General features: G+C 43.9%; 1 pseudogene. It reads left to right on the forward strand.

Annotation, left to right across the window (positions count from 1 at the left end):
- A pseudogene (locus AB4653_RS27755) lies at positions 1-384 on the forward strand (lipoprotein NlpI); the annotation flags it as partial.
- Positions 385-408 lie beyond the last annotated feature (24 nt).

The following is a 408-nucleotide window of genomic DNA, read 5'->3' on the forward strand; positions in this document are numbered from 1 at the left end:
ACGCCAGAGCAAGCCAAGCTTGATTTGCAAAAACGTTACGAGAGCCGTGATGAGCAGTGGGGTTGGGTATTAGTCGCGATTATGCTTGATGACATTACTGAAGAGCAGGCTTTTAAGGCCATCTTGACCGGTACTCGTGACAACACGTTACTTGCGCAGCGCCTAACTGAGACATATTTCTACCTTGCTAAGCGTTACCACATGAATGGGGACTACGCGAATGCGATCTCTCTGTACAAGTTGTCAGTGTCTTTCAATGTGTATGAATATGTAGAGCATCGTTACTCTTTCTTAGAGCTAAGCCGTATATTTACTACTCTTAAAGCCGAGCACTTAGCAAAAGTTAAGTTGGCTGAGGCCGAAGAAAAAGCCGACACAAAGTAAACGATATATTTTGATTCCGAAGAA

The organism is Vibrio sp. 10N.222.48.A3, from assembly GCF_041475345.1.
Taxonomy (GTDB): domain Bacteria; phylum Pseudomonadota; class Gammaproteobacteria; order Enterobacterales; family Vibrionaceae; genus Vibrio; species Vibrio tasmaniensis_A.